The sequence below is a fragment of the Sphingomonas sp. PWP1-2 genome, from assembly GCF_049898305.1.
In the GTDB taxonomy this organism is placed as follows: Bacteria; Pseudomonadota; Alphaproteobacteria; order Sphingomonadales; family Sphingomonadaceae; genus Sphingomonas; species Sphingomonas glacialis.
In genome coordinates, this window is sequence record NZ_JAFCXM010000001.1 from 249,440 (window position 1) to 273,635 (window position 24,196).

19 protein-coding genes are annotated in these 24,196 nt (G+C 67.0%); 3 read left to right on the plus strand and 16 right to left on the minus strand.

The features are described from left to right. Window positions 1-6 precede the first annotated feature (6 nt). The gene (gmk, locus tag ACP7C5_RS01270; protein ID WP_322160664.1) at window positions 7-663 is read left to right on the plus strand and encodes a guanylate kinase; all 657 of its coding nucleotides are present in this window, start codon (window positions 7-9) and stop codon (window positions 661-663) included. 135 nt (window positions 664-798) lie between these two features. On the opposite strand, the gene ACP7C5_RS01275 is transcribed toward gmk, so the two are convergent. Together ACP7C5_RS01275 and ACP7C5_RS01280 are read right to left on the minus strand one after the other, a co-directional pair. Then, the gene (locus ACP7C5_RS01275) at window positions 799-1,482 is read right to left on the minus strand and encodes an ATP12 family chaperone protein (protein WP_426262911.1); all 684 of its coding nucleotides are present in this window, start codon (window positions 1,480-1,482) and stop codon (window positions 799-801) included. 49 nt (window positions 1,483-1,531) lie between these two features. Then, on the minus strand, window positions 1,532-2,911 hold the full coding sequence (locus ACP7C5_RS01280) for a hypothetical protein (protein WP_426262912.1): 1,380 nt from the start codon (window positions 2,909-2,911) through the stop codon (window positions 1,532-1,534). Window positions 2,912-3,042: 131 nt separating this feature from the next. Between ACP7C5_RS01280 and ACP7C5_RS01285 the strand changes: the two genes are divergently transcribed. Together ACP7C5_RS01285 and ACP7C5_RS01290 are read left to right on the plus strand one after the other, a co-directional pair. Beyond that, window positions 3,043-6,288: a S41 family peptidase gene (locus ACP7C5_RS01285; protein ID WP_426262913.1), complete on the plus strand. Its 3,246-nt coding sequence runs from the start codon at window positions 3,043-3,045 to the stop codon at window positions 6,286-6,288. Between the two features lie 78 nt (window positions 6,289-6,366). Next, window positions 6,367-8,265: a prolyl oligopeptidase family serine peptidase gene (locus ACP7C5_RS01290; protein ID WP_426262914.1), complete on the plus strand. Its 1,899-nt coding sequence runs from the start codon at window positions 6,367-6,369 to the stop codon at window positions 8,263-8,265. A gap of 155 nt (window positions 8,266-8,420) precedes the next feature. Here ACP7C5_RS01290 and ACP7C5_RS01295 read toward each other — a convergent pair whose 3' ends face one another. From ACP7C5_RS01295 to ACP7C5_RS01360, 14 genes are all read right to left on the minus strand, one after another. Further along, window positions 8,421-9,452, minus strand: a complete 1,032-nt coding sequence (locus ACP7C5_RS01295) for a cell wall hydrolase (RefSeq protein ID WP_426262915.1) — start codon at window positions 9,450-9,452, stop codon at window positions 8,421-8,423. 131 nt (window positions 9,453-9,583) lie between these two features. Further along, entirely contained in the window at window positions 9,584-12,415 is a 2,832-nt protein-coding gene (locus tag ACP7C5_RS01300) for a M16 family metallopeptidase (RefSeq protein WP_426262916.1), read from the minus strand. A 202-nt stretch (window positions 12,416-12,617) separates the two neighbouring features. Next, the gene (locus ACP7C5_RS01305; protein WP_133190271.1) at window positions 12,618-12,800 is read right to left on the minus strand and encodes a hypothetical protein; all 183 of its coding nucleotides are present in this window, start codon (window positions 12,798-12,800) and stop codon (window positions 12,618-12,620) included. Continuing rightward, window positions 12,800-13,957, minus strand: a complete 1,158-nt coding sequence (tgt, locus tag ACP7C5_RS01310; protein WP_426262917.1) for a tRNA guanosine(34) transglycosylase Tgt — start codon at window positions 13,955-13,957, stop codon at window positions 12,800-12,802. The genes ACP7C5_RS01305 and tgt overlap by 1 nt, the downstream gene beginning before the upstream one ends. 112 nt (window positions 13,958-14,069) lie before the next feature. After that, on the minus strand, window positions 14,070-14,753 hold the full coding sequence (locus tag ACP7C5_RS01315; RefSeq protein WP_133190267.1) for a DUF1013 domain-containing protein: 684 nt from the start codon (window positions 14,751-14,753) through the stop codon (window positions 14,070-14,072). Between the two features lie 107 nt (window positions 14,754-14,860). Next, window positions 14,861-15,079: a type II toxin-antitoxin system RelE/ParE family toxin gene (locus tag ACP7C5_RS01320; protein WP_426262918.1), complete on the minus strand. Its 219-nt coding sequence runs from the start codon at window positions 15,077-15,079 to the stop codon at window positions 14,861-14,863. Window positions 15,080-15,174: 95 nt separating this feature from the next. Beyond that, on the minus strand, window positions 15,175-15,420 hold the full coding sequence (locus ACP7C5_RS01325) for a type II toxin-antitoxin system ParD family antitoxin (protein WP_189677149.1): 246 nt from the start codon (window positions 15,418-15,420) through the stop codon (window positions 15,175-15,177). A gap of 51 nt (window positions 15,421-15,471) precedes the next feature. Further along, complete coding sequence (locus ACP7C5_RS01330; RefSeq protein ID WP_426262919.1) at window positions 15,472-16,509, minus strand: glycosyltransferase family 4 protein; 1,038 nt, start codon at window positions 16,507-16,509, stop codon at window positions 15,472-15,474. A 5-nt stretch (window positions 16,510-16,514) separates the two neighbouring features. Then, window positions 16,515-17,414: a UDP-2,3-diacylglucosamine diphosphatase gene (locus ACP7C5_RS01335; protein WP_426262920.1), complete on the minus strand. Its 900-nt coding sequence runs from the start codon at window positions 17,412-17,414 to the stop codon at window positions 16,515-16,517. A 162-nt stretch (window positions 17,415-17,576) separates the two neighbouring features. Continuing rightward, the gene (locus ACP7C5_RS01340; RefSeq protein WP_426262921.1) at window positions 17,577-19,271 is read right to left on the minus strand and encodes an AMP-binding protein; all 1,695 of its coding nucleotides are present in this window, start codon (window positions 19,269-19,271) and stop codon (window positions 17,577-17,579) included. A gap of 68 nt (window positions 19,272-19,339) precedes the next feature. Beyond that, window positions 19,340-19,534, minus strand: coding sequence for a hypothetical protein (locus tag ACP7C5_RS01345; protein WP_133190257.1), 195 nt, complete (start codon window positions 19,532-19,534; stop codon window positions 19,340-19,342). Window positions 19,535-19,590: 56 nt separating this feature from the next. Next, window positions 19,591-21,276: a diguanylate cyclase domain-containing protein gene (locus ACP7C5_RS01350; RefSeq protein ID WP_426262922.1), complete on the minus strand. Its 1,686-nt coding sequence runs from the start codon at window positions 21,274-21,276 to the stop codon at window positions 19,591-19,593. 182 nt (window positions 21,277-21,458) lie between these two features. Further along, window positions 21,459-23,786, minus strand: a complete 2,328-nt coding sequence (gene clpA / locus ACP7C5_RS01355) for an ATP-dependent Clp protease ATP-binding subunit ClpA (protein ID WP_133190253.1) — start codon at window positions 23,784-23,786, stop codon at window positions 21,459-21,461. Window positions 23,787-23,927: 141 nt separating this feature from the next. Further along, window positions 23,928-24,125 (minus strand): DUF1192 domain-containing protein, encoded by a 198-nt coding sequence (locus ACP7C5_RS01360; RefSeq protein ID WP_133190251.1) that lies wholly within the window; start codon window positions 24,123-24,125, stop codon window positions 23,928-23,930. Window positions 24,126-24,196: the final 71 nt, after the last annotated feature.

Below are 24,196 nucleotides of genomic sequence, written 5' to 3' on the forward strand. Positions count from 1 at the left end.
GCGCGCATGGTCGATCATCGCTCCTCCCAGCCCAAGAACTTCAAGCGTCGCGGGCTGATGTTCGTGCTGTCCTCGCCATCGGGCGCGGGCAAGTCCACGATTGCCAACCGCCTGCTCAAGGAAGAGCGCAACCGCATCAAGATGTCGGTGTCGTATACGACGCGCGCACCGCGCAAGGGCGAGGTCGACGGCAAGGACTATCACTTCGTCGACAAGGAAACCTTCCGCGCGATGGCGGAGGACGACCAGTTCCTCGAATGGGCGCGCGTGTTCGACGAGCGCTACGGCACGCCGCGCGACACCGTGTTCAAGGATCTCGAGCACGGCCAGGACATCTTGTTCGATATCGACTGGCAGGGTGCGCAGCAGCTGTTCCAGCTGGCTGGCGGCGACGTCGTCCGCGTGTTCATCCTGCCGCCAGGCCTCAAGACGCTGCGCCAGCGACTCGAGGATCGCGCGACCGATACGCAGGAAGTGATCGACCGCCGCATGGACCGCGCGCAGGCCGAGGTGAGCCATTGGGATGGCTATGACTATGTGCTGGTCAACGACGATCTCGACGATTGCTACGAGTGCGTCCAGACGATCCTGACGGCGGAGCGGCTCAAGCGCTCGCGCCAGCGCGGGATGATTGGCTTCATCCGGCGGCTGCCTGAGAAGTAAGCGAACCCTGAGACGTCACCCCGGCCTTGTGCCGGGGTCCACCGTTCCACGCGGTATTCGCGGGCAGGACGCGTATCCCGGTGGACCCCGGCACAGGGCCGGGGTGACGAAGAGGGCGGTGTCTGTGCCGAGCGCCTACCGCAGCAATTCCAGCATCCGCACGCCGGCGCCGAAATCGCGGCGGCGCGTCGCAATCCCCGCCTCGGCGAGCGGATCGCGGCCCCAGCGTTCGGCCTGATAGTCCTCGTCGAGCGTCACCGCGTCCCACACCTGTTCGGGCGTCGCGGCCTGTTCGGCGAGCGCCAGCGCTGCGATCAGCGAGCCGCCGATCGTCACGATCGGCGACAGCGCCGCCAGCTCGTAGGGCCCGCGAACGGCGATCGCATCGCCGAGTCGTTGCAGCGTTGCCGCTGGCTGCGCGCGGTGGAGGATGCCGGTCACGGTTTCGACATGCACATCGTAGCGCAGCCGCGCCCAATCGATCAGCGGATCCCACGCCTCGGCCTGCCGCGCGACCAGATCCTCGGGCGAATCGGCGCGGTAACAGAGCAAGTCACTCTCGGCGTAAGCGGCTAGCCCGCGCGCGAACAGCGTCGGGTCGGGCGAGATCCGGTCGATCGCGGCGTTGGCGAGCCCCGTCAAAGGCATCGCGCGCGGGTCGATCTCGCCCTCGACCGCGCGCCATTCATCGGCGACGGCCTTGGCTAGCGCATCGCTCGGCAAGGCGAGCGGCACGCGGCCGGGGGTGCGCACGGGCTTGCCGTCGAGAAAGACGGCGCGGGTGTCGTCGAGGGTGACGTGGGTCCAGAAACGCTTCATGCCCGCAGCCCTAGAGCAGGAACGCGCCGCTTCAAACCGCTTCGAGACGTCACGCGCGCGCGATGACCCCCGCCGCGACGACGATGAGCAGCGGTGCCGCCGCGAGTGCGAGCTGCCAGCGCGGCAGTCGCCACGTCGCGCGCTGCGAGAGCACCAGCGCGGCGGCGATCCCGACCGCGGTCATCGTCCAGAAGTGGTAGCGCACCTCGGACGCGACGCTCAGCGGCAGATAGCTGAAGCCGTAGAGCACCGCCGACCACGCCAGCGCGACCGCCGGATCGCCATCGCCGAGCCGTGGGCGCAGCACGAGCAAGCCGAGGCCGAGCGCCAGCCAGCAGACCGGCCAGCCCGGCGGCGTCGTCAGCACCGCGTCGGCGGCGTGCTGGAGCGCGCTGCGCCAGCCGTTCGGCGCGACGGTGAAGCCCCAGCGGTTGGGATCGGACTGCGGTGACAGGCCCGGCAGATCGGCATCGTGGACCAGAAAGCGGGTATTGCGGTCGAAATGCGCGAGGCGGTGCCCCGCATAGGCGAGCGGATGCGCGGCGACGGCGGCGGCCCACCAGCCATAGGGGCCGTGCCCGGTCTTGAGCGGCGCGGCGAGCGTGGTGAAGCCGATCGCGCACGGTGCCGCCCCCCACCAGGCGTAGCGATCCCACGAGATCGGCGAATAGCAGTCGGCATTGACCGCGATCGGCTTCGAGACCCCCGTACGCGGGAAGACATCGGTCCGGGCGAACGCGCCGATCCCGCCGAGATCGTAGATCACCAGCGACAGTTCGACGCCGCTGCGCTTGGCGTGAAGCGCTGTGTTGGCGAGCGGCAAAGCGAGCACCAGCGGGATCGCCGCAAGCACCGCAGTCGCGCCGAGCCGCGGCCACGTTCGCCGCCATGCGGTCGGCAGGGCAAGCAACAGCAGCGGCAGGCACGCCGGAACCGCATTGAAGCGCAGCGTCGCCGCCGCGACGAGCAGCAGCGCGGCGACGATCCGCGCGGCGCGGTCGCCCGGTCGCGCGGCGAGCAGGCCGCTCGCGAGCAGCAACGTGCCTGCGAACAGGCTGTCCTTAAGGATCGTGCCCACCAGCACCAGCACGATCGGCGACAGCGCGAGCAAGCCGATCGCCCCCGCCGCCGCCCGCTGTCCGCGCGCCCATGCCGCCTGCATCCACAAAGCGGTGCCACCCCAATAGAGCGCAAGCTGCAGCACCAGCATCGGCGCCGGCCCCGCGCCGAACAGCCCGAGCTGCCGCCACAGCCAGTTCATCGCCGGTGGGTGCCAATCGTCATACTGACCGCTCAGCGCCTGGCCAAATTGCCGGATCGCGTCCCACGTCATGATCCCCGGCCAGAACAGCGCGCCATGCAGCAGCGCCAGCAGCATGATCGCGCTGCCGCCCATCAGGATCGCGCGTCTGTCGGTCGAATTTTCCACGAAGCCGCGCTAGCATGCTGATCCTGCAAAACCATCCGCGATTGCGCCCCAGCCGCGCAAACGCGTGTGGCTTGTGATCGTCCGGCTTTTGCGCTTCATTGCCGGGGATAACGACGAAACGGGGCTCCTTCATGACATTTCAACGCCTTGCGCTGGCGGCTACGGGCCTGCTCGCCTCGACCACTCTGGCCGCACCGCGCACGCAGGCGCAGGAGGCCAGGCCCGCCTTCGCCGAGCCGACGCTCTCCCCCGACGGCGCGCTGATCGCCTTCGCCTCGGGCGGCGACATCTGGGAGGTCGCGGCGAACGGCGGCGTCGCGCGCCCGCTCGTCACCGATGCGGCGACCGAGGCGCGCCCGCTCTATTCGCCCGACGGGACCAAGCTCGCCTTCACCTCGACGCGCGGCGGCAACGCCAACATCTATGTGCTCGATCTGGCGAGCGGCGCGGTGACTCGGCTGACCTATGCCGAGGCGGGCGAGGAGCTCGACGCCTGGTCGCCCGACGGCAAATATCTGTACTTCGCCTCGGGCGTCGCCGATGTCGGCCGCCAGGCCGATATCTTCCGCATCGCGGTCGATGGCGGCACGCCGATGCAGGTCAGCCGCGAGACCTATCTCGCCGAGTTCCAGGCCGCGCCCTCGCCCGATGGCAGCACGCTGGCGATCAATACGCGTGGGATCAGCGCGGGACAGTGGTGGCGCAACGGCACCTCGCACATCGACCAGACCGAGCTGTGGCTCAAGCCCGTCGCCGAGGGCGGGGCTTATCGCCGTCTCCTCGCCGATGGCGAGAAGCACGCCTGGCCGATGTGGAGCCGCGACGGTGCCAGCCTCGTCTATATGAGCGCGAAGGGCGGGCCCGAGAATCTCTGGCGCGTCGGCGTCGGCGCAGAGGCGGCGCCCGAGCAGCTGACGCACTTCACGAGCGGCCGCGTTCTGTACCCGTCGATGGCGGCAAACGGGTCGGCGGTCGTGTTCGAGCGCGATTTCGGTGTGTGGCGCTACGATCCCGCGACGGGGCAGGCCGCTGCGGTGCCGATTACGCTCCGCGGGGCTGCGAGCACGACGCCGCGCCGCCACGAACAGCTGCAGAGCTTCTCGCGCCTGGCACTTTCGAGCGACGGGCAGAAGATCGCGGTGATCGGGCACGGCGAAGTGTTCGCGACGTCGGCCAAGGACGGCGGGACGGCGCAGCGCGTGACCAATACGCCGGGTGCCGAGCGCGAAGTGATCTGGTCGCCCGACAGCCGCCGCGCGCTCGTCATTTCGGAGCGCGGGCTCGCGCATTGCCTCGTCGAATATGACGTCGCAAGCGGGCGCGAGACCGTGCTGACGCGCCAGGGGATCGCGTCCGCGCCCACTTACGCGCCCGACGGCAAGTCGGCCGCGTATGTGCTCGACGATCGCGAGCTCCACGTCGTGACACTCGCAGGCGGCGCCGATCGTACGCTGTTCACCGGCGCGATCGCGACCGACGAGCGCGATGGCCCGCGCCCGACCTGGTCGCCCGATGGCCAGTATATCGCCTTCCCGTTGCTCGATTCGCGCTCGTTCGTGAACGTCCATGTCGCCGCCGCCGCAGGTGGCGCGGCGCGGCCGATCAGTTTCCTCGCCAACGGCCAGATGGGCGGGATCGCCTGGTCGCCCGACGGCACCTACATCCTCTTCGACACCGCGCAGCGCAGCGAGGATTCGCGGATCGTGCGGATCGATCTGCTGCCGCACGTGCCGAAGTTCAAGGAAGACAAGTTCAGCGACCTGTTCAAGCCCGGCAAACAGCCCGGCACGCCCGACACGCCGTCTGACACGCCCACGCCGCCGACGCCCAAGCCGCTGCCCGTCGCAGCGAAGAAGGGGGCCGCGCCGCCGACCCCCGCGCCGAAGGTGAAGCCGGTGTCGATCGTGTGGGAGGGCCTGCGCGCGCGCGCGACGATCCTGCCGCTCGGGCTCAATGCCGACACGCCGGTGATCAGCCCCGACGGCAAGACGCTCGTCTTCCGCGCACGCGAGAAGGGCCGTGCCAACCTCTACAGCTACAACCTCGACGAACTTGCCGACGAGCCTCCGGTCGCGCAGCAACTCACGCAGAGCGATCGGCCGAAGGGCGATTTCGCGCTCGCGGGCGACGGCAAGACGCTCTTCTATCTCGACGGCGGCCGCGTCATTTCGACGCCGCTCGACAGCCCCAAACCCAAGCCGATCCCGGTCGGCGCCGAAATGGACGTCGACTTCGCGACCGAGAAACAGATCGTGTTCGACGAGGCGTGGAGCATCCTCGACCGCAAATTCTTCGATGCGAAATTCAACGGCCAGGACTGGAAGGCGCTGCGCGCGCGCTTCCAGCCCTATATCGCCGGGGCCCGCACGCCCGACGAGGAGCGGCGGATCATCAATCTGATGATCGGCGAGCTCAACGCCTCGCATTCGGGCATTTCGCTTAGCCCCGGCGCACCGGGTAGCGCGCGGCCCAATCGCGTCGGCGATCTCGGGCTGCGCTTCGATCGCGCCGCCTATGATGCGGGACGCGGTCTGATCGTGCGCGACGTGGTGCGGCTCGGGCCCGCGGCGATCGAGAAGATCGCTCCCGGTGACCGGATCGTCAGCGTCGGCGGCGTCGCGATCGGCGCGCATGGCAATATCGATGCGCTGCTCGAGAACAGCGTCGGCCGCCGCGTCGCGCTCGGCGTCGTTGGCGCGACTGGTCAGCGCAGCGTCGTCGTCCGGCCGATCTCGGTCGGCGCGGCAGCGGGGCTCGCCTACCGCCAATGGGTCGATGACCGCCGCGCGCTGGTCGATCGGCTGTCGGGCGGCAAGCTCGGCTATGTCCACATCGCCGACATGTCGTCCGAATCGCTCGACCAGCTCTATCTCGATCTCGATGCCGAGAATCAGCGGCGGCAAGGCGTCGTCGTCGACATCCGCAACAACAATGGCGGCTTCATCAACGGCTATGCGATCGACGTCTTCGCGCGCGCCAATTATCTGACGATGACGCCGCGCGACCTGTTCCCGCTGCCCGGCCGCCAGGCGCTAGGCCAGCGTGCGCTCGGCAAGCCGACCGTGCTCGTCACCAACGAATCGTCGCTGTCGGACGCCGAGGATTTCACCGAAGGCTATCGCGCGCTCGGGCTCGGCAAGGTGGTCGGGCAGCCGACCGCAGGGTGGATCATCTTCACCGGCGGCGAGCCGCTGATCGACGGGTCGTCGGTGCGCACGCCTGGCACGCGAATCCAGGACGGCCGCGGCCAGGACATGGAAATGCACCCGCGCCCGGTCGACGTCACGGTGACGCGGCCGCTCGGCGAAGGCACCGGCACCGATGCGCAGTTGAGCGCGGCGGTCGACGTGCTGCTCGCGCAGGTCGGGAAGCCGTAATCGATCGGCGCAGCGACGCGATTGCTCCGCCGCCGCACTGTGCTATCCCGCTCCATCACTCGACGGAGCTTCCCTGCCATGCGCCTCAGCCTGTTCGCTTTTCTGCTCGCCGCCTCCGCCAGCCCGGCGCTCGCCGCACCCACGGTGCATTCCTATGGCGGGCTCGCGCTCTCGGCGCAGGGCGACCGGATCGCGACGATTGACGGCGAGGGCAGCAAGACTAGCATCACGATTCGCGCGACGAGCGGCAAGGTGCTGCGCAGCTTCGATCCGTGCGGCGCCCTGTGTTCGGTGTCGGGTCTGACCTTCGCGCCCGACGGCAGCCTCGCCTATCTCACGCGCGACAAGAAGGCCGGGCTCGTCACGCTGTTCGTCGACCATGACGGCAAGCCGCATACGGTCGCGACGATCAGCGGCATCGCACAGACGCCGCGTTTCTCGCCCGACGGGTCGCGCATCGCCTTGCTCGTCACGATCGGCGCGGCGAAGGAAGCGGGCGCGGCGCAGGCCGGGGTGCGCCAGATCGGCGAGATCGGCGAGAAGAGCGACGAACAGCGGCTTGCCGTGTTCGACGTGAGCGGCAGCGTGACGGCGGACAAGGTCCAGCCGCTTTCACCCGCCGATCGCTACATTTACGAATATGACTGGACGCCCGATGGCAGCGGCTTCGTCGTCACCTCGGCGCTCGGCAATGGCGACAACAATTGGTGGGTCGCGACGCTCGACGCGGTCGACGCCAAGACCGGCGCGGTGCGCACGATCGCCCGCCCCAAGACGCAGCTCAACTTCCCGCGCGTATCGCCCGACGGCAAGACCGTCGCCTATATCGGCGGGTTGATGAGCGATTTCGGCTCGGTCGGCGGCGATGTCTGGACCGTGCCCTTCGCCGGCGGCGAACCACGCAACACGCAGCCCAACAGCAAGCTGACGGTGACGTCGCTTGTGTGGCGCGACGCCGCCATCCGCGGCACCGCGCTGCGCGGCGACCGGATGGGGCTCTATGCCGAGCGCGCAAGCACCGACGGCCTCGGTTGGAGCCGCCCGTCGAACCTCGCCGCGGGCGATGCCAAGGCCGCGTGGAGCGCCGATGGCAAGACCGTCGCCACGGTGGTGCAGGACTTCACGCATGCCCCAGCGATCTTCGCCGGCCCGGTCGATGCGCCCGTCCAGATCACGCACGACAATGACGCGATCCCGGCCAAGATGACCGCGCGCAGCATCAGCTGGAAGAATGACGGCTTCGACGTCCAGGGCTGGCTGCTCGCCCCGCTGGGCGCCGATCCCAAGGCGAAGGCGCCCATGATCACGATCGTCCATGGCGGTCCGTCGGCGGCGAACGTGCCGTATTTCGGCGGTGGCTACGGCGCGATGCTCGATGCCGGCTATTACATCTTCCTGCCCAATCCGCGTGGCAGCTACGGCCAGGGTGAGGCCTTCACCGCCGCCAACAAGCGCGATTTCGGCGGCGGCGATCTGCGCGACATCCTCACCGGGATCGACGCGGTCGAAAAGGTCGCCCCGGTCGACGACGCGCGGCTCGGCCTGACCGGCGGCAGCTATGGCGGCTTCATGGCGATGTGGGCAAACACGCAGACCAACCGATTCAAGGCGATCGTCGCGGGGGCGGGGCTGTCGAACTGGGTGAGCTATTACGGCACCAACGGCATCGACCAGTGGATGCTGCCGTTCTTCGGCAAGACGCTGTACGAGGATCGCAAGGCCTATGAGGATGTCTCGGCGGTCAATTTCATCAAGAACGCCAAGACGCCGACCTTCATCTATGTCGGCGAGCGCGACATCGAAGTGCCGCCGACGCAGTCGATCGAATATTGGCATGGGCTGAAGGACATGGGCGTACCGACCAGCCTGGTGATCTATCCGGAAGAAGGCCACGGCATCCGCGCGCCGGCCAATTCGGCCGACGTCGTTGCGCGCACGCGGGCGTGGTTCGACACGTATCTGGCGGTGAAAAAGTAAGGGAGGTTCGTCGCGAACGGTAGATACCGCACTCCGTTCGGGCTGAGCCTGTCGAAGCCCAACGCTCCGCTCGCGCGCCGTGCGCAAGCGGAGAGCGGACCTTCGACGAGCTCAGGGCGAGCTTGGGGAGGTCGCGGCGCTACCGAAAGACGAGTTCAGCGCAGCGGCTTGCCCGAGTCTTTCCAGCGATCGAGGATCTGTGAGTCACCCGGCAGCGTATCCGCAGCCGGGGTTGCAGGGGCGATCGGGGTGCCGCTTTGCGTATAGGTCGGCTGAATCGTGACCGGCTTGGCGGCGGGCAGCGCAGGCGTCACGACGGCTGCCGTCATAAGAGCCGGCGGATCGAGCCGCGGGTGCGGGCCCGGGATCGGCTCGCCGCCCAGATACGGCTGGCGGAACGCCGCCGGCGTGCCCCAGCCACCCTGCCAACGGTGGAAGAAATGCGCGCCGATCGCGGCCGTCATCACGAGGCTGCGGTTCCACGCCGGGGTGACGGCATAGGTATGGTAATGCGTCGCGAGCCCGACTTGCGGCATCACATGCCCGTTGAGCGCCGCGGCGGCGACCTTCAACGCGCGTAGCCAATAGGCCTGCGACGGGCTCCCACGCTGGAGCGCGCCATCGCACGCGAAGCTGAACTGACAGCCGGTATGTTCCGAACCCTGGAACACCACGCCGCATACCGTGGCCGGGAAGGCCGGGTGCCGCACGCGGTTGAGGATCACCTGCGCGACGGCTTGCTGCCCGGCATCGGGCTCGCTCGCGGCTTCGTAATAGATCGCGGTGGTCAGGCATTGGAGCGCGCGGCCACGGTCGATCGCGCTCGCGCGCGCCATCGAAAAGGGGAGGGCGGGACGGACCGAGGTGTCCCCCGCGAGCGCCGCCGCGCCGACCGGGAGCGGCAGGTCGGGGAGTGCGATCGTCCCGGTCGCGCCGCGCGCCGGGGCGCTGTCGCTCTGCACCGCATCGTCGGCCGCGTTGAAATACGCGGCGCCGGGGAAATGATCCTCGATCTCATAACCGCTCGGCGCAGGGGCGTGCTGCGCCGCCTTGGCGTGCTGGAGGATGATCGCACGCAGCGCCGCATGCGCCGATACGCCCGCCAGCACGAGCGCGCACAGGCCGACGGCACCGAGCTTGCTCAGCCGCCGCATCTTCACCCAGCCAAGGACCGCCTGCAAATACACGCGCGCGCTTTAGCCGATTTTGGCGCGCTGCGATGCTGCTGATTTAGGGGTGTCTCGCGACGATACGATTGGTGGTTAATGCAGGGGTTCGGTCACCCCGGCGCGGCCGGGGTGACGGTTGCAGGGATCGATCAGCGCAGCGCCGCGCTGTCGAGCTTGAGCACGTCCGCGCCGATCACCTCGACGTTCGGATAGGCCTTGCGCAGTTCGGGCAGGAAGAGCTTCGCATCGCCGACCACGACGACGCTCGCCGCCGCTGGATCGAGCAGCTTTGCCGCTGCCGCCTGCACCGCCGCCGGATCGACCGCCGACACGCGCTGCGTGTACTGCCCGAGCTCGCTGAGCGGCAGGCCCTGGACGACATAGCCGCCGACCGTCCCGGCGATCCCGCCCGTCGTCTCGGTCGCACGGCCGAAATTGCCGACCAACACCGCTTTGCGCGTATCGAGCTCGGCCGCGCTGACGGGTTCGGCACCAAGCCGCTTCATTTCGGCGAGGATGATCGACACCGTCTCGGGCGCGCTCGGATTTTTGGTCGAGGTGCGCGCGGCGACGACGCCCGGCAGGCGACCGGCTTGCACGCTGCTTCCGGCGCCATAAGCAAGCCCGCGCTTGATGCGGATCTCCTGGTTGAGCCGCGAGGAGAAACCGCCGCCGAGCACCGTGTTGGCGACCGCCGCGGGATAATAGGCCGGATCGCTGCGTGCGATTCCGGGGCGCGCCACGACGACGCCGGCCTGGCCCGCGCCCGGCATGTCGACCACGACGACGCGCGGCGCGGGGTAGATCTGCCGCGGGCCATCGGGACCGACCGGCACGCTCGCCTTCCAGCTGGCGAAATTGGCTTCGGCAAGCGCCTTGGCGTGTGCCGGAGTCACGTCGCCGACGATCACCAGCGTCGCCTGTGCGGGCGCCCAGGCCTTGGCATAGGCGGCGCGGATGTCGCTCGCCGTGATCGCCTTGAGCGACATCGGCGTGCCCGAGCGCGGATGCCCGTACGGCGAAGCACCGAGCGCCGCGCGCGCGGCGACGAGCCCGGCGAGTTGGCTCGGATCCTTGATCGCGACCTGGACGCCGTCGATCGTCTGCGCGCGCGCGCGCTCGATCTCGGCGGGCGCGAAGACCGGATTGCGCGCGACATCGGCGAGGATCGCCAGCGCGGGCGTCGCCTGGTCGGACTTGACCGTCACCTCGATCGAACTGCCGTCCCAGCTCGCATCGCTTGAGATCGATCCGCCAAGCGCCTCGATCTGCCGCGCGATCTGGGTTGCCGAGCGGGTCGTGGTGCCCTTGGTCAGCAAGTCCGCAGCGAGGCTGTTGACCCCGGCACGATCGGGCCGGTCGTCGGCCGCCCCACCCTGCGCGACGAGCAAGGCGGTGAGCAGCGGCAGATCGTGCTTCTCGACCACGACGACGCGCATCCCGTTGGCGAGCGCGAATTCGTGGGTCACCGGTGCGGCTGCGGCGATCGCGGCGGCGGGTGGTGGCGGGGCGATGCGGTCGGCAGCGCTGGCGGGCGTCACCACCTCGATCTTGCCGGGCGCGACCAATGGCGAGACCACCACGGTATCGGCGACTTCGATCCGGTCGTTCTGCGGTGCCTTGGCGGTCGCATCCTCGGGGAGATACTGGATCGTCGCCGAACGCTGGTCGCGCAGATACTTCGCTGCGACGCGCTGGACGTCGGCGGCGGTAACGCGGCCGATCGCGGCGAGCTGCCGGTCGGCGGCGCGCGCGTCGCCGTCGATGATCACCGACGAGGCGATCGTGCGGCCCTTGCCTTCGGGGGTCTCGCGCGCCTGCAGTGCGCCCGTCAGGATCTCGTTCTTCGCCTCGGCGAGTTCGGTGGCGCTCACCGGCGTATCGCGCAGCCGCGCGACTTCGCGGCGCAGCGCCGTCTCGCCGGCTGCTGCGGTCTTGCCGCCCGCGAGGATCGCGAACACCGCGAGGTTGCCCGGGCCCTGCTTCGAATCGAGCACGCTCTCGGCGCTCTGCGCGAGCTGATCGCGATAGACGAGCGATTCGTACAACCGCGAGCTCTCGCCTTGCGACAGTACCGCATTGAGCACGCTCAGTGCGGGGCCGTCGGGATGGTTGTCGGCGGGGATCGGATAGCTGATCATCACCGCAGGCAGCGGCGTGTTGGCTTCGTGGACGACGTAATGCGTTGCCTTGGTGCGCGCGGGTTCGGGCACGGTGACGCGCGGGATCGGCGATGTCGGGCGTTTGATCTTCGCGAAATACTGGTCGACCCAGCCATCGAGCTGCGCCGCATCGAAATTGCCCGAGACGACGAGCACGGCATTGTCGGGCCGATAATAGGTCGCGTGGAACGCGCGGACATCGTCGATCTGTGCGCTCTCGAGATTGTCGAGGCTGCCGATCGTCCCGCGTGCGTACGGATGGCGCGTGTAGGACACGGCGGGGAAATAGAGCGAGAACAGCTTGCCGTAGGGCCGCGCGTTGGTGTTCTGGCGCAACTCCTCCTTCACCACGTCGCGTTCGGAGGCGAAGCTCTTGGGCTCGACGACGAGCGCGGCCATCCGGTCGGCCTCGGCGAACAGCAGCCGCTGGAGGTGGTTCGCCGGGATCGTCTCGTGATATTCGGTGTAGTCGTCGTTGGTCGAGGCATTGTTGTTGCCGCCGACATCCTCGGTCAGCCGATCGAACTGTTCGGAGACGAGGTTGCGCGTCGCCTTGAACATCAAATGCTCGAACATGTGCGCGAAGCCCGAGCGCCCGGCGGGATCGTCCTTCGATCCGACATCGTACCAGACCTGGACCGAGACGTTGGGCGTGCTCGTGTCGCGGATCGCGTAGACGCGCAGGCCATTGGCGAGCGTGCGCTCGGTGAAGGCGATCGGCTTGATCGCGGGGGCGGGTGTGGTCGGAGCGGGTTGCGCGGTGGCGGCGGTGAGCGGGAGCAGGGCGGCGCCCAGCAGGAGGGCGGCACGGGACAGCATAAAGGGAGGCTCCGGATGGGGGCGGCGTTGCGCCACTGTGTCGCGCGGCAGCAGGGGCTGTGTCAATCAGATGGCACACCACCCGATACATCGTCACCCCGGCCGTGTGCCGGGGGCCACTCCGATGCTTGCGCAGCGTTCGATGATCGCACGGTGACCACGCGGCACGGTGCACCCCGGCACAAGGCCGGGGTGACAGGGCTTACGGCTTCTTCGAGCGGTTCACGTAGAGCAGCGCCGCCGCCAGTGCGGCCGATCCGACACCCACCCCGATCGCGATCGGCGCGACCGGCCAGTTGCCGTGCTTCTCACCCTTCGCTTCGGCGGCATCACGGACGCGCTTGTGTTCGAGCGCGGCGGCTTCGATTTCGTTGATCTTGGACATTACACCCTCTCTGCGTGGCTCTCATACGCCTGTCGGAACGCATCGGCGAAGGCTTTGAGCCGCCCCGCCGCGATTGCTGCCCTCAGGTCGGCCATCATCGCCTGATAGAACCACAGATTGTGCTCGGTCATCAACATCGCGCCGAGGATTTCCCCGGATCGGACCAAATGGTGCAGATAGGCGCGGCTCCCACCGTGCTCGGGATGCTGGCAGGTCGGGCAGCCGCACGCGGGATCGAGCGGCCCCTGGTCCTCGGCGAATTTCGCGTTGCGGATGTTGATCGGGCCGTGCCGCGTGAACGCCTGGCCCGTCCGCCCCGACCGCGTCGGCAGCACGCAATCGAACATGTCGATCCCGCGCTCGACCGCGCCGACGATGTCGGTCGGCTTGCCGACGCCCATCAGGTAGCGCGGCTTGTCGACGGGGAGCTGGCCCGGCGCGAAGTCGAGACACGCGAACATCGCCTCCTGCCCTTCGCCGACCGCGAGCCCGCCGACCGCATAGCCGTCGAACCCGATGTCGATCAGTGCCGCCGCGCTGTCGCCGCGCAGCGTCTGGTCGAGCGCACCTTGCTGGATGCCGAAGATCGCCGCGCCCTCGGCATGCGCGCCGCCGCCGTCGAACGCATCGCGCGAGCGCTTGGCCCAGCGCATCGAGCGCGCCATTGCGGCTGCCTGCACTTCGGGCGTCGAGGTCGTCGGCACCAACTCGTCGAACGCCATCACGATGTCCGAGCCGAGCAGCCGCTGGATTTCGATCGAGCGCTCCGGGCTGAGCGTGTGGCGCGAGCCGTCGAGATGCGACTTGAAGGTCACGCCATTCTCGTCGCGCTTGGTCAGGTCGGACAGGCTCATCACCTGATAGCCGCCGCTATCGGTGAGGATCGGGCGGTCCCAGCCCATGAAATCGTGCAAGCCCCCCAATCGCGCGACGCGTTCGGCGCCGGGGCGGAGCATCAAGTGATAGGTGTTGCCGAGCAGGATGTCGGCGCCGGTTGCGCGGACGTCGGCGGGCTTGACGCCCTTGACCGTCGCGGCGGTGCCGACGGGCATGAACGCCGGCGTGCGGATCGTGCCGCGGCGCATCGCGATTTCGCCGGTCCGCGCCTTGCCGTCGGTGGCGTGGATGGTGAAATCGAAGCGAGGAGGCTGGGTCATCTTACTTCCCGGACCCCTTCTGCCGCCATTCCCGCAAAAGCGGGAATCCCGCTTCTTCTCCGGGCCGGCGGTAGAAGCGGGACCCCCGCTTTCGCGGGGGTGACAGATTACATCAGCGCTTGAACAGCGTCTCGGCGGTCGGCTCGGCGCGCGGGGCGACGACTTCGCCATTCTCGGCGGCTTCGGCGTCGCGCGCGAGCTGGTCGCGCTGCGCGCGCAGCTCGGTGATCAGCGCTTCGCGGTCACCCTCGAGCCGCGTGTCGACCGGAGCTTCGAGGCCAGCCGCCTTGGCGGCCTTGGCGACCGCCGCATCGAGCTCGCGTTGCGTCGTCAGGCCGAGCGTCACCGGATCCTTCGGGGTGATGTTGGCGATATTCCAGTGGCTGCGGTCGCGGATCGCCGCGATCGTCGTGCGCGTCGTGCCGATCAGCAGGCCGATCGCGCCGTCGCTGATCTCGGGATGGTTGCGGATGATCCACGAAATGCCGTCGGGCTTGTCCGACCGCTTCGACACCGGCGTGTAGCGCGGCCCCTTGGTGCGGCGGACCTGCTCGGGCCCCTTGAGGATCTTGAGCGTGTACTCCGGATCGGCCTGCCCTTTGTCGATCTCGTCCTGCGTCAGCTCGTGCGCGCGGATCGGGTCGCGGCCGGTCAGCTTGGTCGCGGCGGTGTCATCGGCGATCGCCTGGACCTCGAGGATGTGCAGGCCGCAAAATTCGGCGATCTGCTCGAAGCTGAGCGCGGTATTGTCGACGAGCCAGGCGGCGGTCGCGTGCGGCATGAGCGGCTGGGCCACGGGATACTCCTCAAAAACGGAAAGGGCCGCCCCTTTCGGAGCGGCCACTTATGCTGACATGCAATGTAGAGCGAATGGCAGGGGAGGGCAAGCGCGGTTGCGGTCGGTTAGAGATCGGCTTCGAGCTCGGCGAGATATGCGACGGCATCCCGACGCGCGTCTCGCACGTTGATGACTTCCAGCGCGTCCTCGGTGTAGCGAAAATAGATGATGTAGCGACTATGCGGCGTACTGCGCAGGTCTGTGCCCAACTCCGGCCGCGCAGTCCCGAGCGAACCGGGAAGCGCGGCGATGCGGTCGCAATGCTCGCGCACCCCGTCTATCAAGCCGCGCGCGATGTCGCTGCCGCTCTAATCTGCGATGTAGCGCGCGATGGCCTTAAGGTCGCGCTGCGCCGCCTGACTCATTTTGAGGCGGCGCATCAGCCGCGCTCGCGCTCCCAAGCATCGAGATCTTCATGGAGCCTGCGAAATACGTCGTCGGCAGAGTGCCAGACATTCTCGGCGATCGACGCCTGCAGCGTCTCGCGCAGCGCCTTGATCTTCGCATCGCGCTCTTCGACCAACCGCAGACCTTCGTTCACGACATCGACCGCGGACGCATAGCGGCCCTCGGCGACACTTGTCTCGACGAAGCTTTCCCAATGCGGCCCAACAGGTACGTCCATCGTGCGACCTCCAACAGCAGCGCCACAATTTACCGCATCGTCGCTAGTCGCTCAAGCCGCGATCGCCTCGGGATGCTCCACGGGAACGAGCGCGCCGAGGAACTGGCGTGCGCTCGCTTCCCAGGTAAAGGTCTGGCCATAAGCGGCACACGCCCCGCGGTCGCGGGTGAGCGCGGTGGCGATCGCGGTGTCGAGATCCTCGTCCATCGCGCCGACATGCGGGGTGAGCACATCGACCGGCCCGGTCACTGGGTAGGCCGCGACGGGCGTGCCGCTGGCGAGCGCTTCGATCATCACCAGGCCGAACGTGTCGGTGCGGCTTGGGAAAACGAAGACGTCGGCGGCGGCATAGGCGCCGGCGAGATCGGCGCCGAACAATGGCCCGAGGAAATGCGCGTCGGGGTAGCGCGCGACGAGCGTGGCGCGTGCCGGGCCGTCGCCGACGATCACCTTAGTGCCGGGATGCTTGGCGGTGAGGAACGCCTCGATATTCTTCTCGACCGCGACGCGCCCGACATAGAGCTGGATCGGCCCGCCGCTCGTCGCCTTGAGCGCTTCGATCGCTGCAAGCGGGGCGACTTGCGGACCAAACGTCCCGAGATCGACGCCGCGGCCCCAATGGCGGATCTTGGTGAGGTCATGCGACTTGAGCGTCGCCGCGATCGACGGCGTCGAGGCGAGGATCGACTGGGCGGGCCAGTGGAACCAGCGAATGTAGCGCCACACCCATTCGGGATCCACGCCGGTCCGCGCCGAGACGTAATCGGGGAACTGCGTGTGATACGCGGTGGTGAAGGGAAACCCGCGCGTCAGGCACCAGCGCCGCGCGGCAAGGCAGACCGGTCCCTCGGTCGCGAGATGGATCGCGTTGGGTGCGAAATCGGCGAGCATCTTGCCGACGCTCGCGGTGCTGGCAAAGGCCAGGCGGATCTCGGGATAGGTCGGGCAGGGCATCGAATAGAACAGATCGGGCGAGACGATCAGCACCTCATGGCCCTGGCGCTCGAGTTCGGCACGCACCGCTTGCAAGGTGCGCACGACCCCGTTGACCTGGGGGCTCCATGCATCGGTGGCGATGGCGATCCGCACGCGGGTCAGGCCGCCAACATCTCGATCTGCGCCGTCGGCCGGGACGTTTCCCGCGCGGCAATCTCGTCGGCCCAGTGCAGCAATTCCATTCTCCCGTCGAAATGCTCGACCAAGGCCGTGCAGCCTTCCACCCAGTCGCCGTCGTTATAATAGGCAATGCCGTTGATATCACGGAACTCGGCGGTGTGGATATGGCCGCAAACGACCCCGTCGACACCACGCGCGCCAGCCGCCTGCGCGACGATTTCTTCGTAATTCGAAATGAACTGCACCGCGTTCTTGACCTTGGCCTTGGCATGCTTCGACAGCGACCAATAGGGCAGGCTGAAGGCGCGGCGATAGGCGTTCACCCAGCGATTGAGCGCCATCATGAATTCGTACGCCACATCGCCGACATGCGCCAGCCAGCGGTGCGCGAGGGTGATTGCATCGAATTCGTCGCCATGCAGCACCAACAACCGACGCCCGTCGGCGGTTTCATGCACCGCGTTGCGGCGGATCGCGATGCCGCCGAAATCGAGCCCGCAGAACTGGCGGACGACTTCGTCGTGATTGCCGGGAATGTACACGACATGCGCGCCCCGCTTGGCGCGCTTGAGCAGGCGCCACACGACGTCGTTATGTGCGGCGGGCCAGTAGAATTTCTTCTTGAGCCGCCAGCCGTCGATGATGTCGCCGACGAGATAGAGCGTCTCACTGTCGACATGGTCGAGAAAGTCGATCAGCAGATCGGCATTGCAGCCGCGCGTGCCGAGATGGATGTCGGAGATCCAGATCGTGCGATAGCGCCGACGCTCGCTGATCGTCCGCTCGGGGATCGACGGTTGCGAGTGCGCGAAGTCTGCCAGATCGGCGATCGTGCCGCCCGACAGACCATTCATTGCGATCTTGGTCACAGCGTCCATCGTCGACAACCCCGAAGCCATACTGGTCTTGGGTCTATGCAGACAGATTGTTACAATCGGAATCGTTGACCTTCACGCAACTGTCATACGGTGCGCAGCCACTCCGCTATTCCCAAGAAAGCCAGACACCCGGTTTCTTGGGAATGACGGGCGGGGAAGCGGTCATACGGCCGGCGCCTCCGCCATCACTTCTGCGATCAGATCCTTGCGACTGAGCTTGCCGATCATCGTCTTGGGCATCGTCAGGCGGATCACCACGTCGTCGACGCGCTCGTGCCGCCCGAGCTGCGGGTTGAGCCAGTCGCGCAACTCCGCGCCGGTCGCCGCGACCTCCTCGTTGACCGTGACATAGGCACGCGGTTGCTCGCCGCGATACGGATCGGGGAGGCCGATCACCATCGCCTCCTTGACCGCGGGATGATGGTGCAGGATCGCCTCGATCTGGCTCGGGAAGACCTTGAAGCCCGATACCGACAGCATGTCCTTCAACCGGTCGACGATCCGCACGAAGCCGTCTTCGTCGATCGTGCCGACATCGCCGGTGCGCAGCCAGCGCCCTGCGGCATTGGTGACGAACACTTCGCCATCGGCGTCGGGCCGGTTCCAATAGCCCTTCATGATCTGCGGCCCCATCGCGACGATCTCGCCCGGCTCGCCGGGGGGCGGGGGCTGGGTCGGATCGGCCTTGTCGACGAGCCGCAGATGCGTCGACGGGATCGGCTGGCCGATGCTGCCGGTCTTGCCGGGCCGCTCGTACGGATTGGCCGAAAGCACGCCCGAGCTTTCCGACAGGCCATAGCCCTCGACCACGGTCGCCCCGGTCGCCGCCTCGAACTTCGCCTTCAACTCGGCGGCGAGCGGTGCGCCGCCCGAGATGCAGACGCGCAACGACGAGAAATCGGTCTTGGTGATGTCGGGATGGTCGAGCAGCGCCTGGTACATCGTCGGCACGCCCGGAAGCGCGGTCGCCTTGGTCCGCGTGATCGCGCCGAGCACCGCGCCAGCCTCGAAGCGCGGCAGCATCACGATGCATCCGCGGTTGAGCACGGTACGGTTGAGCACGCAGGTATTGGCGAAGACGTGGAACAGCGGCAGCACGCCGAGAATACGGTCGGGTTCGTTCGGGTGCGGGTCGATCCCCATTACCTGCCGCGCATTGGCCGACAGATTTTGGTGCGTCAGCATCGCGCCCTTGGGGGTGCCGGTGGTACCACCGGTATATTGGATCAACGCGACGTCGGTCATCGGATCGATCGTCGCGGGTGCGTGCTTGCCGTCATTGGCGATCAGCCCCGAAAAGCTCAGGATGCGCGGATCGTTCGGGCGCGGCGTGACTTCCTTGCGCTTGAACAGCCGGTAGAGGATCGATTTCGAGGCGGGCAGCGCACCCGCGATCGACCCGACGATCAGCCGCTCGAGCTGGCTGGTCTCGAGCACTTTCAGCGCGGTCGGGAGCAGCGCGCTGGCCGACAGCGTGAACAGCACGCGCGTCCCCGAATCCTCGACTTGATGTGCGAGCTCGGCAACGGTGTAGAGCGGCGAGAAATTGACCACCGTCGCGCCGAGCTTGAGGATGCCGTAATAGGCCGCGAGGTAATGCGGCGCATTGGGCAGGAACAGCCCGATCCGGTCGCCCGGACCATAGCCCAGCGCCTGCAACCCCGCCGCGACGCGATTGGCGCCGTCGAGCGTCTCGGCATAGCTGTAATGCCGCCCGAGAAAATCGATCAGCGGCGCCTTGCCCGCGCTGGCGGCCGATTGATCGAACATATCCACCACCGAAAGCGGCGGATAGACGCTGTCCCAGGCAGTGGGGTGACGATAGGATTCGTGCCAAACGGCTTCAGGATCGCTCATTGACACGTGTGTAAGCAAGCCTTCCGTTCCCGGCAACCCACCGGCGCCGTCCTCGGATAGTCAGCGGATTACAAATGGTTTCCCGTCCAGGTCACCAGCACCGAGATGCCGACGAGACCGAGATCGATCGCGGCCTTCATCCGATGCGGCGCGGGGTCGGTTGAATCATGGGTGAGGATCTGGATATCGGCGCTCGGATGGCGCGCCACCGCGATCAGCGCGACGACTGCGACGAACCCGACCATGATGCGACGGTTGCGCACAGCATATCCCCTTGGGCTGCGCTTGTACGCTCAGTGCCGATTCGCGGCAAGGCGTCTCACGCGGCGATGCGGTCGGGCAGCGCGCGGATCCGCGCGCGATCGCGCCCGGCGCTCTTGGCGTCGTACAAGGCCCGGTCGGCGGCGCCGTAGAGCGCCTTCCAATCGACTTCACGCTGCAATGGGCCAATGCATTTGCCGATGCTCGCGGTCACCGCGACGTCGTACGGCATCCGCGTCGCGCGCAATCGGTCGAGAATGTCGCGGGGTTCGATCGGGGTGTCGGCGGGAAGCACGATCGCAAATTCCTCGCCGCCGATCCGCGCGACGAGCGCCGCCTCGGGAACCGACAGTTGCAGCGTGCGCGCGACCGCGCGGAGCACGTCGTCGCCGCCGTCATGGCCGATCGTTTCGTTGATCAGCTTGAAATGGTCGAGATCGAGGATGAGCAGCATTTGCTCGCCCGTGCGCCCGATCGCGGCCGCCAGAAAGGCACGGCGGTTGAGCAGGCCGGTCAGCGGATCGATCTCGGCGAGCAACAGCGCGGCGAGCTCGCCCTCGCGCGCGGCATCGCGCTCGAGACTGAGCACGCGCACGCGATAGGCAATCGCAAAGCTCGACAGCAAGGCTTCGAGCGTCATCATCACGATCGTCGAATTGTCGATCCAGAAGTTCCACTGGATCAGGCTGAGCCCGCTCGCCACGCGGAAGCAGGCGACGAATACGGGCGCGCCCCAGGCGAGTGCGAACAGCCACAGATAGTTGCTCCGTGTCCGCCACGCGCGCCACAGCATCGGCCCGACGACAAGCAATTGGCCGGCAAACGCCAAGGTGAAGCAGCGGTCGAGCAGCCAGACATTGCTCGGCCCGAACAGCGCATAGCCGAGCGTCGCCGCGAGCATCGTCGCGGCGGCAACGGTGAACAGTCGCCCCAGCCCGCCTGCAAAGACGCGCGGCTCGAAAAAGGTCCGCGCAAACAGCAGGGCCGCCACCGCCGATACGCCGAGCGTAAGGTAGTTGATGCGCATCCGGTCGTTATTGGCAAGCTCGGGCCAAGCCCAGGCGAGCGCGCCCGACGAGGAAATGGCGTAGCACAACAAGCCTAGCACCATCGCGCAATACGCAAGCTGGAATCGATGTCGCAGCGTCGCCCACAGCGCCAGATTATAGGTGAACAGCGCGATGCACAGGCCGGCGAACCCGCCATACAGCGCGGCCAGCAGCAGGTTCGATCGCACGGCTTGTTCAGGCGTCGCGATCCGCGCATCGCGCAGGATGCCGCGCAGATTGGCAGCACCTTCGACATGCCAGAGCAATCGAACCAGCGGTGCACCGCGCGCGGGCAGCGGCTGGCCGACGATCGCGCCGAGCTGGATATGCCGCATCGTGCCTTGTTGATCGAGCCGTTGCGATACGATCGTGCCATCGGCGTAGAGCGCGTAGAGCGTCACGGCGCGCTGCCACAGGCTGGCGACGCGGATTTCGACCGGACCCGATCGCTGCACCGGAACCGAGCGGACCCAATAATCGCCGCCGCCAAGCGTCGTCTGTTGCGGATTGCAGTCGAAGCGTGTCGTGCCGACGAACAGCGACTGCGGCGTCATCCCAGGGTGGGCGCGGACGACACAGACAGAGACCGGCTGGCCGGATCGGTCGGTCTGCGCAGTGACGGGGCACGACCAGCCAAGTGCCAGCAGAAAAGCGGCGACAAGGCTCAAAAGACGGTAGTGCGGCGCACTTTGCATAGCGGCGCCATAGAGCGCCTTTGACGAAAAGACCGTTAATGCGACGGGAGGGATTGCGGCGGAAGGGATTGCGGCTGGAGGGATTGCGGTTGGGCGCAATCTCGATTGCCGGGCCAGCGGTCTCTACGGCAAACAGGACCGCCGGGCGCGAACGCGGTGTTCGCACCCAGCGGTCATATCGGTCACTTTACCGTGGTCGTGTCCTTGTCGGTGCGGCTCACTGGCTTCTTCTTGGGCTTCTTGGGTGGGGCCGAAGTGATCTCGAACGCAAGCGCGTTGTCCTTCAGCTTGACCGTCACCTCGCCGCCATGGACCAGCTTGCCGAACAGCAATTCCTCGGCGAGCGGCTGCTTGATCTTTTCCTGGATCAAACGGCCCATCGGGCGGGCACCGTAGAGCTTGTCATAGCCCTTGGTGGTGAGCCACGTCTTCGATTCGTCGTCGAGCTTGATGTGCACGTTGCGGTCGGCCAGCTGCAGCTCGAGCTGCAGGATGAACTTGTCGACCACGCGCGCGACCACTTCGGTCGGCAGATAGCCGAACGGCACGATCGCATCGAGGCGGTTGCGGAACTCGGGCGTGAACATCTTCTGCACCGCCTGCTCGTCCTCGCCCTCACGGGTGAGGTTGCCGAAGCCGAGCGTTTCGCGCGCCATGTCGCTGGCACCCGCATTGGTCGTCATAATCAGGATGACGTTGCGGAAGTCGACCGTCTTGCCGTGCTGGTCGGTCAGGCGACCGTTGTCCATCACCTGCAACAGGATGTTGAACAAATCGGGATGCGCCTTCTCGATCTCGTCGAGCAACAGCACCGAATGCGGCTGCTGGTCGATCGCATCGGTGAGCAAACCGCCCTGGTCGAACCCGACATAGCCCGGCGGCGCACCGATCAGCCGCGAGACCGAGTGGCGTTCCATATATTCGGACATGTCGAACCGCTGGAGCGGAATCCCCATGATCGTCGCGAGCTGCTTGGCGACTTCGGTCTTGCCGACGCCGGTGGGGCCGGTGAACAGATAGTTGCCGATCGGCTTCTCGGGATCGCGCAAGCCAGCGCGCGACAGTTTGATCGCCGACGCTAGCTTCTCGATCGCCGCATTCTGCCCGAACACCACGCGCTTGAGATCGGTCTCGAGCGATTCGAGCGCCTTGGTGTCGTCGGTCGAGACCGACTTTGGCGGGATGCGCGCCATCGTCGCGATGACCTGTTCGATCTCGCGCGACGTGATCGTCTTCTTGCGCTTGGCGAGCGGCACCAGCATCTGCATCGCGCCGACTTCGTCGATCACGTCGATCGCCTTGTCGGGCAGCTTGCGGTCGTTGATGTAGCGCGCGCTGAGCTCCACCGCCGACTTGATCGCGTCGGGGGTGTACTTGACCTTGTGATGGTCCTCGAACGCCGAGCGCAGGCCCGCGAGGATCTTGATCGTGTCCTCGATCGTCGGCTCGTTGACGTCGATCTTCTGGAAGCGCCGCAGCAGCGCGCGGTCCTTCTCGAAGTGGTTGCGGAACTCCTTGTACGTCGTCGAGCCGATGCAGCGGATCGTCCCGCCCGACAGCGCCGGCTTCAACAGGTTCGACGCGTCCATCGCCCCGCCGCTGGTCGCGCCGGCACCGATCACGGTGTGGATCTCGTCGATGAACAGGATCGCATCGGGCATCTTCTCGAGCTCGGTGACGACCGCCTTGAGGCGTTCCTCGAAGTCACCGCGATAGCGCGTGCCGGCCAGCAGCGCGCCCATGTCGAGCGAGTAAATCACCGCCGGCAGCAGCACCTCGGGAACATTCCCCTCGACGATTTTCCGCGCGAGGCCTTCCGCGATCGCGGTTTTCCCGACACCGGGATCGCCGACATAAAGCGGGTTGTTCTTCGAACGACGGCACAGGATCTGCACGGTGCGATCGACCTCGGGGCCGCGACCGATCAGCGGATCGACCTTGCCCTTCTTGGCCTTCTCGTTGAGATCGACGCAGAACTGCTTGAGCGCAGACTCGCTCTTGCCCTTCTCGCCGGGCTTTTGCGGCTTCTCTTCCTCGACGCCCTTGGGAGTTGACGCTTCGGGTGCCGCGCCGCCCTTGCCGACGCCGTGGCTGATGAAGCTCACCGCATCGAGCCGGCTCATGTCCTGCTGCTGCAGGAAATAGACGGCATAGCTCTCGCGCTCGCTGAACAGAGCGACGAGCACGTTCGCGCCGGTCACTTCGTCGCGGCCCGACGACTGGACGTGCAGGATCGCGCGCTGGACGACGCGCTGGAAGCCGCTGGTCGGCGAGGGATCGGTCGCCGCATCGACCTTCAAGGCTTCGAGCTCGGTATCGAGATAATGTTTGACGGTCGCGGTCAGCTCGGCGGTATCGACGTTGCACGACTGCATCACCTTCGAGGCATGCTCGTCATCGATCAGCGCCAGCAGCAAGTGTTCGAGCGTCGCATATTCGTGGCGACGTGACGACGCGGCTTCCAACGCCTTGTGAAGCGTGGTTTCAAGCGCGGAGGCAAAGGATGGCATCAGGTCTTCACTCCTTGCGGGCTGCGGCGAAAGCGCAGCCCTTTGCGCCTATGTTGGAAGGCGTATCCGCCACTGCAAGCACTTGAAAATCGTTCGCCGCCCTTACTGCCATCTTATAGCGGATGGGAGGGCAGTCTGGCATCAAGACTTGAACAGATTATCGGCTTCAACGCGATGGCTGGCGGCGTGTTCCATCTTCGCGGTTGTGCGCGCGATCTCGGTTTGCAGCGCGGCAACCCGCGCCTCAAGTTCCGCGACCGACAACGGGTCGAGGTCCTGCGCGAGCAGCGCCGCGAGCGGATCGCCCGCGCGTTTCGGGAGAATCTCGTCCAAGTCCATTGCGGGATCGTTGACCCGGCGAGCGGCCATGTCAATAAGGCGCGCAGGCAAAACGGGGCATAAGATCGATG

Coding starts and splice junctions, on each gene's coding strand:
- ACP7C5_RS01340 (WP_426262921.1), bottom strand. CDS start 19,271: ATGAGCGATCCTGAAGCCGTTTGGCACGAATCCTATCGTCACCCCACT.
- ACP7C5_RS01350 (WP_426262922.1), bottom strand. CDS start 21,276: ATGCAAAGTGCGCCGCACTACCGTCTTTTGAGCCTTGTCGCCGCTTTT.
- ACP7C5_RS01300 (WP_426262916.1), bottom strand. CDS start 12,415: ATGCTGTCCCGTGCCGCCCTCCTGCTGGGCGCCGCCCTGCTCCCGCTC.
- ACP7C5_RS01325 (WP_189677149.1), bottom strand. CDS start 15,420: ATGGACGTACCTGTTGGGCCGCATTGGGAAAGCTTCGTCGAGACAAGT.
- ACP7C5_RS01275 (WP_426262911.1), bottom strand. CDS start 1,482: ATGAAGCGTTTCTGGACCCACGTCACCCTCGACGACACCCGCGCCGTC.
- ACP7C5_RS01335 (WP_426262920.1), bottom strand. CDS start 17,414: ATGGACGCTGTGACCAAGATCGCAATGAATGGTCTGTCGGGCGGCACG.
- ACP7C5_RS01360 (WP_133190251.1), bottom strand. CDS start 24,125: ATGGACTTGGACGAGATTCTCCCGAAACGCGCGGGCGATCCGCTCGCG.
- clpA (WP_133190253.1), bottom strand. CDS start 23,786: ATGCCATCCTTTGCCTCCGCGCTTGAAACCACGCTTCACAAGGCGTTG.
- ACP7C5_RS01290 (WP_426262914.1), top strand. CDS start 6,367: ATGCGCCTCAGCCTGTTCGCTTTTCTGCTCGCCGCCTCCGCCAGCCCG.
- ACP7C5_RS01305 (WP_133190271.1), bottom strand. CDS start 12,800: ATGTCCAAGATCAACGAAATCGAAGCCGCCGCGCTCGAACACAAGCGC.
- tgt (WP_426262917.1), bottom strand. CDS start 13,957: ATGACCCAGCCTCCTCGCTTCGATTTCACCATCCACGCCACCGACGGC.
- gmk (WP_322160664.1), top strand. CDS start 7: ATGGTCGATCATCGCTCCTCCCAGCCCAAGAACTTCAAGCGTCGCGGG.
- ACP7C5_RS01285 (WP_426262913.1), top strand. CDS start 3,043: ATGACATTTCAACGCCTTGCGCTGGCGGCTACGGGCCTGCTCGCCTCG.